At 65.0% G+C, this 7,098-nt stretch carries 10 protein-coding genes; 4 read left to right on the top strand and 6 right to left on the bottom strand.

The genetic code is table 11. From position 1 onward, the window contains the following. Positions 1-515 precede the first annotated feature (515 nt). The 3 genes from rpsN to rpmB are packed head-to-tail and all read right to left on the bottom strand — an operon-like array spanning position 516 to position 1,229. On the bottom strand, positions 516-821 hold the full coding sequence (rpsN, locus tag AC1DCZ_RS15170; protein ID WP_043485315.1) for a 30S ribosomal protein S14: 306 nt from the start codon (positions 819-821) through the stop codon (positions 516-518). Between the two features lie 4 nt (positions 822-825). Continuing rightward, on the bottom strand, positions 826-993 hold the full coding sequence (gene rpmG, locus AC1DCZ_RS15165; RefSeq protein ID WP_013602737.1) for a 50S ribosomal protein L33: 168 nt from the start codon (positions 991-993) through the stop codon (positions 826-828). Beyond that, entirely contained in the window at positions 993-1,229 is a 237-nt protein-coding gene (gene rpmB / locus AC1DCZ_RS15160) for a 50S ribosomal protein L28 (RefSeq protein ID WP_011693744.1), read from the bottom strand. Before rpmB ends, rpmG begins: the two co-directional genes overlap by 1 nt. A 481-nt stretch (positions 1,230-1,710) precedes the next feature. Between rpmB and AC1DCZ_RS15155 the strand changes: the two genes are divergently transcribed. Genes AC1DCZ_RS15155 through AC1DCZ_RS15145 form a run of 3 tightly spaced genes read left to right on the top strand, consistent with a single transcriptional unit; the run spans position 1,711 to position 4,446 of the window. After that, the gene (locus AC1DCZ_RS15155; RefSeq protein ID WP_476975332.1) at positions 1,711-3,147 is read left to right on the top strand and encodes a ferredoxin reductase family protein; all 1,437 of its coding nucleotides are present in this window, start codon (positions 1,711-1,713) and stop codon (positions 3,145-3,147) included. After that, positions 3,144-3,674: an FMN-binding protein gene (locus AC1DCZ_RS15150; RefSeq protein ID WP_476975331.1), complete on the top strand. Its 531-nt coding sequence runs from the start codon at positions 3,144-3,146 to the stop codon at positions 3,672-3,674. The genes AC1DCZ_RS15155 and AC1DCZ_RS15150 overlap by 4 nt, the downstream gene beginning before the upstream one ends. Then, on the top strand, positions 3,658-4,446 hold the full coding sequence (locus AC1DCZ_RS15145) for an FAD:protein FMN transferase (protein ID WP_476975330.1): 789 nt from the start codon (positions 3,658-3,660) through the stop codon (positions 4,444-4,446). Before AC1DCZ_RS15150 ends, AC1DCZ_RS15145 begins: the two co-directional genes overlap by 17 nt. Before the next feature lie 9 nt (positions 4,447-4,455). Here the strand turns inward: AC1DCZ_RS15145 and AC1DCZ_RS15140 are convergent, their stop codons facing one another. Both AC1DCZ_RS15140 and AC1DCZ_RS15135 read right to left on the bottom strand, forming a co-directional pair. Next, on the bottom strand, positions 4,456-5,217 hold the full coding sequence (locus AC1DCZ_RS15140; protein ID WP_476975329.1) for an SGNH/GDSL hydrolase family protein: 762 nt from the start codon (positions 5,215-5,217) through the stop codon (positions 4,456-4,458). Positions 5,218-5,291: 74 nt separating this feature from the next. Further along, positions 5,292-5,771 carry a MarR family winged helix-turn-helix transcriptional regulator gene (locus tag AC1DCZ_RS15135; RefSeq protein WP_476975328.1) on the bottom strand — a complete coding sequence of 160 codons (480 nt, stop codon included), beginning with the start codon at positions 5,769-5,771 and terminating at the stop codon, positions 5,292-5,294. A gap of 100 nt (positions 5,772-5,871) precedes the next feature. On the opposite strand from AC1DCZ_RS15135, the gene AC1DCZ_RS15130 reads away from it, so the two are divergent. Beyond that, entirely contained in the window at positions 5,872-6,159 is a 288-nt protein-coding gene (locus tag AC1DCZ_RS15130; RefSeq protein WP_476975327.1) for a YciI family protein, read from the top strand. Positions 6,160-6,172: 13 nt separating this feature from the next. Here AC1DCZ_RS15130 and AC1DCZ_RS15125 read toward each other — a convergent pair whose 3' ends face one another. Next, on the bottom strand, positions 6,173-6,997 hold the full coding sequence (locus tag AC1DCZ_RS15125) for an SGNH/GDSL hydrolase family protein (protein ID WP_476975326.1): 825 nt from the start codon (positions 6,995-6,997) through the stop codon (positions 6,173-6,175). Positions 6,998-7,098 lie beyond the last annotated feature (101 nt).

Genomic DNA, 7,098 nt, shown 5'->3' with positions numbered 1-7,098 from the left:
AATTGGTATCAACAAACTTGGCACACTATTGAGTTCTCAAACAACAGACACACCCGGCACCACCACAACCACACGGTCACAGATCGCTCCGGAGCAACTTCCCAAACTTACCCGACCCCGGAAGTCTTTGCAAATCCGCATTCCTGCGCCTCACATTCCCACGGGAAGGCCCCCACCCGGCTCCGGCACACACAAAGTGCGCCATTTTCCAGGCCGTTCAGAAGGGGGTCGGTCGCAATCTTTCCGCATCAGCGGCGGCGACTCGAATTACTTTACACGCGCCCGGCATCCCACGCAAATCCACCCCGGAAGGGGGAAAGATCCCCGGGAATCCGCGCACAACCGCACCGCTAAGGGAGAAGGCGGGCCGCCGGCGTCGTAGCCGGCTTCTGTGTGGTGCGTCACCCGGCGGCGGGGCGCCCGCCGCTGCGGCTAGTCGGCGGCTTAACGCAAGAAGAGCCGGCAACCATGTGGTTGCCGGCCCTTCTCAATCCGCTGGTTTCAGGAGTGCTGAATTACCAGGAAGACTTGGTGATGCCCGGGAGCTCACCGCGGTGAGCCATGTCGCGGAAGCGAACACGGGAGATACCGAACTTCTGGAACGTACCGCGGGGACGGCCGTCGATGATGTCGCGGTTACGCAGACGGACCGGCGATGCGTTACGGGGCAGCTTCTGCAGGCCGAGGCGTGCAGCTTCGCGTGCTTCGTCGGTTGAGTTGGGGTCAACCAGGGCCTTCTTCAGCTCGAGGCGCTTTGCAGCATAACGCTCGACGATGACTTTACGCTGTTCGTTCTTAGCGATCATTGACTTCTTAGCCATGTGTTTAGCGCTCCTCTCGGAATTCGACGTGCTGGCGGATTTTGGGGTCGTACTTCTTCAGGACCATACGGTCCGGGTCGTTACGACGGTTCTTGCGCGTCACGTAGGTGTAACCCGTGCCCGCAGTCGACTTGAGCTTGATGATCGGACGTACGTCCTTGTCCTTTGCCACTAGAGCTTCACTCCTCGTGCCAGGATGGCGGCTACGACTACGTCGATGCCACGCACGTCGATGGTCTTGATGCCACGTGCAGAGACCTGCAGCGTGACGTTACGGCGCAGGGACGGAACCCAGTAGCGCTTCTTCTGGATGTTCGGGTCGAACCGGCGCTTGTTGCGTCGGTGCGAGTGCGAAATGCTGTGTCCAAAGCCCGGCTCGGCTCCGGTCACCTGGCAGTGTGCTGCCATGACGACTCTCCTCAAAATAAATGAAACGGTTGGCGGAGTTCCCGCTTAACCGTGCGTTAGGCAGCGTCCGCATCCGGCTCCCACCCACCTCCGGTAAGTCCGCAGGAATCAGGCAGACGGCCAAAGACCGGTTGCTTTCCTCACTGCGGCGAAGATTGTGGGCCACGGGCACCGGGAAGCGGCTAGCTTGGGGCAGGCCACTACGAAGTGCCGGGATGCTGGGCGAATACAGGAGTGCACGCAACTTGAGCCCCTAACTACCGGCCGCCGGTACCGTCGATTTCTCAGACAGCTTCCGTCCACCGGAGCAATTGCGCATGCTCCGCGCCACCTAGCGCCTACCAAGTCTACGAGCTTGGTGAATTAAAGACCAATCCTGTAGCGCAGGGTGTATAAGGCTTTCAGGACCCGACGGGAATGTCATACTCCCGCCGTAGCATTTTCACAGCGAAATAATAGGCAAGCGGGACAGTCTGGAGCCATGAACACACAACTCCTGGCGGCCCGGCCCGCGGCTCCCCGGCGCGCTCCCGGAGCCAAGAACCCTTTCAGGGGGCAGCACCGCAGGCGGCTTTTGCGAGCCGATCTGCTCACGGTAGTTGCGTGGGCATCCGTGGCTGCAGCCCTCGCGCTGTGGCTGGCCGACGGCGGTGCCAGCGGCTTTTCGACGCCGGCAGGCGCCGTCACGGCGCTGGGAATCATCGCCGGCCTGACGGGCATGGACCTCGTACTCCTCATGCTGCTTCTGGCCGCCCGCCTTCCGTTCATTGACGGGGCAGTCGGCCATGACCGCGCCTTGGAGTTCCACCGCAAGCTGGGCAAGCCGGCGCTCTACCTCCTGCTGGCGCACGGTATTCTCATCGCCATCGGCTACGGCATGATCGATGGAATCAACCCCGTCAGCGAGGCCGTGAACTTATGGGTCCAAGTCCCCGACATGTGGCTGGCTTACGTGGGAATGGCCCTATTCATCGCCGTCGTCGTGACTTCGCTGGTGGCCGTCCGGCGTCGATTCGCTTACGAATTCTGGTATGCCGTCCACCTGCTCACCTATGCTGCCGTGGTGACCTCCATTCCGCACCAGTTCAGCGTCGGAGGCCTCTTCGCCGAGGGCACCTGGCAGCGCTGGTACTGGCTGGCTGCCTGCATCGGCACCGGCGCAGCACTCCTGCACTACCGGGTCCTGGAACCGATCGTGGCCACGACCCGGCACAAACTGACCGTCAGCCGCGTCGTGAGGGAAGCTCCCGGCGTCGTCAGTATTGAGATGACAGGGCACCACCTTGACGAACTCGCGGGAACCGGCGGCAGGTTCTTCATCTGGCGGTTCCTCGCCCCCGGCATGTGGTGGCACCCGCACCCTTTCAGCCTCTCCGCAGAGCCCCTCCAATACGGCGCCAGTGGCTCCCTGCGGATCACCGTCCGCAACCTCGGTAAGGGCTCGTCGCAGTTGGCCCGACTGAAACGCGGCACAAAGGTAGCCATTGAGGGCCCCTACGGACTCTTCAGCACCGCGGCCCGGAGCCGGAACCACGTCGTGATGATTGGTGCCGGCATTGGGATCACCCCCATCCGGGCGCTGCTGGAAAGCACCCCCATCACCCCGGGCAACGCCACCGTGATTCTGCGTGGCCACAGCGAAAAGGAACTGTACTTGGGCAAGGAGATCCTGGACCTTTGCCAACGCCGCGGCGCAACGCTGTTCCACCTCACCGGGCGACGCCCGGCGGGCGTCCAGACTTGGCTGCCCGCCGACGCCGCCCGCTCGGGATACCGGCTGGCGAGCTACGCACCACACATCGCCGAGGCCGACGTCTACGTCTGTGGACCGGCAGCCTGGGCCCAAAACGTCCTCCACGACGCACGCGCGGCCGGCGTGCGGGAAGATCAGCTTCACTACGAAAGGTTTGACTGGTGAGAATCCGCGCAGCAGTTTCAGCAACCCTGGCTTCCGCCGGCATCCTCCTGGTCGGATGGCAGTCCGGCAGCCACGTGACTCCGGCGGCAGGTTCCTCCATCGGCACCTCTGCCGGAACGAACGGCGCGTCCGCCGCCGCGGGTGGCACGTCCGGGGGTACTTCCACCGGCAGCACCTCGGGAGCGGCATCAGGAACCGGGACGGCCGGTTCGACGGGAACCACGAGCTCAACGGCCGCCTCCGGGAATGGGGGCGGCACCTTCGCCGGCTCCGTGTCCCGGACCCGGTTCGGGAATGTCCAGGTGCAGATCACGGTCAGTTCAGGAAAGATCACCGAGGTAACGGCCCTCCAGCTCACGGATGAAGACCGCCGGTCCGTCTCCATCAGCAACCGGGCGGCGCCCTTGCTGAGGTCGGAAGTCCTCCAGGCCCAGTCTGCGAATGTGCAATCCATCAGCGGTGCCACTGTCACGAGCGACGGATACCTCACATCCCTCCAGTCGGCCCTCGATGCAGCGCATCTCTGAGCCTGTGCTGCGGTCCCGGACTTTCGGCTGCATGGGAACGGCCGTCAGCCTTACCGTGCCGGCCGACCCACAATCCGGGGACGGCGTCGCGTTGGCGGCGGCAGCGGTTGCCGTCGAACGGGTTTTCACGGCACTCGACCAGAGATTTAGCCTGTACCGCCCCGATTCCGAGGCCAGCAGGCTGGCGCGCGGTGAAGCCACGCTCCGGGACGCGTCGGCGGACATGCGGAACCGGTACGCGGAGGCCGCCAGCTGGCGGCTCCTGACCGACGGTGCCTTCTCGCCCGAGCGGCCTGACGGTGTACTGGACCTGTCCGGAATCATCAAGGGCTACGCGATCCAGCAGGCAGGCGACGCACTACTGGCACTGGGGATCGAGGACTGGTGCCTGAACGCCGGCGGCGACGTGCTGGTCGGCGGTTCGCCGATGCCGGGCTCCGGGGACCCCTGGCAGGCCGGAATCGTGGACCCCGGGGACCGCGAAGCGCTGCTGGCCGGACACCCGCTGGGCGGTTCCTGCTCGAAGCGGGCCCTGGCCACCTCCGGCTCCGCCGAACGGGGTGATCATATCTGGACCGTCAGCACCGGCGGCTCCGAGTTCCGCCAGGTGTCCGTTGCAGCAGCGGATATTGTCGCCGCAGACGTGCTGGCGACGGCGATTGTCGCTGGCGGCACTGCCATGTTGAACCGGGCTACAGCAAGGTGGGACATCGACGTGCTCGCCGTCCGCTGCGGCGGCGAACTGCTCGCTACGCCGGGATTCCGGGCCTAGCTTTCCGGCCTAAAGGTGTGTGAGCTGGCCGTACCGTGGCTGGAGGCCGTCGCCTGAGGACTTGCCGGTGACGCGCCGCACGACCCATGGGCCGGCGAATTCGCGCACCCAGCGGGCATTCGCGCGGATGGAGTCGGCCCGGCCCAGCTCCGGGACCGGAGTCATGGGCGGTACGTCGATCGAGTGCTCGTGTTCCAGGACCGTGAGGACGCGCTTGGCCATGTTGGCATGGCCGGCTGCGGACATGTGCATTCTGTCCGTGGCCCACATACCCCAGTCGTAGTACTCGCTGAAACGCCAGTAGTCCACGACGAGGGCGCCGTGGTCGCCCGCGATGCCCCGCACGAGTTCGTTGTAGATTGCGGTGCGGCCGCGCATGGTCCCGAAGATCTTGGAGCTCCGGGCGTCGAAGCCCGTGAACATCACCACGGTGGCGCCGGTGTCCTTGAGCTTGCGGATGGCGGCGTCATAATCCACCAGCAGGTCGTCGATGTCGATCCTGGGGCGGAGGATGTCATTGGCCCCCGCATAAATGGTCACCAGGGTGGGTTTGAGTGCGACGGCGGCATCCACCTGCTCGGCCATGATCTGGCGCAACTTCTTGCCGCGGATGGCGAGGTTGGCGTAGCCGAAAGTCGGATCCGCCGCTCCCAGCTGCTCTGCCACCCGGTCTGCCCAACCGCGGACACCGTTGGGGCGGGCCGGATCGTCGTCGCCGACACCTTCCGTGAAGGAATCGCCAAGGGCCACGAAGCGGGAAGTGAAATCCATGCACCCAGTCTGCCAGCAGTTGCCGCGGGCAACAAAGGCGGGCCGTGGCAGCGGCCGGCGGTCTGTGACGGGGCTCAGCTGTCGCGCAGGATCCAGTGATCCTCGTCCAGGCGGCCCACGATCTTCTCGCTAATGCGCGCCAGGTTCGCGACGTCAGCCGGGCTCAAGGCGTCGAGAAACAGGGACCGCACCGCTTCGACATGGCCGGGGGCGAGTTTTTCGATGGTGGCCATTCCCGCGTTAGTAAGGTGCGCCGTGGTTACGCGCGCATCGCCGGGGTGGGGCTGCCGTTCGAGCCATCCGCGGTTCTGCAGCTTGGTGACCACGTGCGACAGCCGGGACAGGGAGGCGCTCGTGCGCGCAGCGAGTTCGCTCATGGGCAGGAACCGGCCCTCGGCCTCGGAAAGCATCGCCAGGACGTTGTAGTCGAACAGGGAGAGCTTGCCAGCTGCGTGCAGCTGGGTGTCCAGGGCTGCCGGCAAGAGGGTGTTGATGCTCAGCTGTGCCAGCCAGGCGCGGCGTTCGTCGGCATTGAGCCAGCGCGGTTCAGTCATGGCACCATTCTAGGAGACTTGAAGCTTGACGGTTCAACTTCGCGCTTCCTCCCCGGGAAGATTCCCTCTGTCCGCCGCGGGCTACCGGTAGGCTGACCGTATGTACGTTGTCTCCTTGACCTACAAGGTCCCCGAAGAGATCGTGGACTTCCACCTCCCTGCGCACGTGACGTGGCTGCAGGACGCCTTCGACGCCGGTGTCTTCCTGGTCGCAGGGCGGAAAATCCCCCGCACGGGCGGGTTGCTGCTGTCCAACGCGGACCGGGCCAGCCTGGACGCAGCCCTGTCCAAGGACCCGTTTTACATCAACGGCGTGGCCGATTTCGAGGTCATGGAATTCCACGCCAATCGTGTGGCCCCGGGCTACGAGAACCTCCTGGACAGCTGATTCCTGACCGGCGTCAGCCTGCAGGCAGTTTCTTGAGGCCGCCCTTGCATGGGACCCGTACCGGTTCGGGCCAGCGCGGTCCGAGCCGGTCACCGAGCGTGACACCGCGCACCTTGCGGCCGAAGAGCGGCAGCACCCAGTCGTGCACCCACCGCCGCTGACGGCGCTCCCACTCCCTGAGACCGGCCCTGGCGGGCGGATCCCATTCCTTGGGCCGGATCGTGTGCGGCACCCCGAGGTGATCCAGGACCTGCGCCGCGAGATATTTGTGGCCCGCCTTGGACATGTGCAGACGGTCCGAGTCCCACATCCGGGGGTCGTGGAAGGCTTCGAAGCACCAGTAATCCACCAGGACGGCCCCGTAGCTGTCGGCAATCTCACGGACGCGCCGGTTGTAGAAGGCGTTCCGCTTCTTCAGCGGCTCCAGGAGCACCGATACCTTGACGTCGAACCCGGTGAACAGCACCAGCGTCGCTCCGCTGCCGGCCAGAGCAGCCACGAGGGCCTCGTAGCGGGACATGAGCTGGTCCATGTCGGTGCCGAAATCCATGATGTCGTTACCGCCGGCATACAGCGTGATCAACGTCGGCTCCATGGCGAGTGCCGGCTCCAGCTGTTCATCGATGACGTGGCGCAGCCTTTTGCTGCGAATGGCGAGGTTGGCGTACTCCCAGCCAGGCTGCGCCTTGGCCAGCTTCTCCGCGACCCGGTCCGCCCAACCCCGCACCCCGTTCGGCAGGCGCTTGTTGTAGTCGCCAACGCCTTCGGTGAACGAATCGCCCAACGCGACGAACCGGCGTCGTCCGTCCCTGTCAGGAAGTAAAGGATTGTCGGCCACCCCGGCACGCTACCGAGCCCAAACGGCTGGCAGGCAACGACAGGGTAAACGCGGGGTCGCTTTCGGCCCATCCCGGCGGGGGTTTTGGGCGCAAGGTGACC

The organism is Arthrobacter sp. 10N418, from assembly GCF_056394725.1.
Note: the sequence above shows the minus strand (reverse complement) of the source record. Positions and strands in the feature narration are given on the sequence as shown.

Coding starts and splice junctions, on each gene's coding strand:
- rpsN (WP_043485315.1), bottom strand. CDS start 821: ATGGCTAAGAAGTCAATGATCGCTAAGAACGAACAGCGTAAAGTCATC.
- rpmB (WP_011693744.1), bottom strand. CDS start 1,229: ATGGCAGCACACTGCCAGGTGACCGGAGCCGAGCCGGGCTTTGGACAC.
- AC1DCZ_RS15155 (WP_476975332.1), top strand. CDS start 1,711: ATGAACACACAACTCCTGGCGGCCCGGCCCGCGGCTCCCCGGCGCGCT.
- AC1DCZ_RS15145 (WP_476975330.1), top strand. CDS start 3,658: ATGCAGCGCATCTCTGAGCCTGTGCTGCGGTCCCGGACTTTCGGCTGC.
- AC1DCZ_RS15140 (WP_476975329.1), bottom strand. CDS start 5,217: ATGGATTTCACTTCCCGCTTCGTGGCCCTTGGCGATTCCTTCACGGAA.
- AC1DCZ_RS15135 (WP_476975328.1), bottom strand. CDS start 5,771: ATGACTGAACCGCGCTGGCTCAATGCCGACGAACGCCGCGCCTGGCTG.
- AC1DCZ_RS15130 (WP_476975327.1), top strand. CDS start 5,872: ATGTACGTTGTCTCCTTGACCTACAAGGTCCCCGAAGAGATCGTGGAC.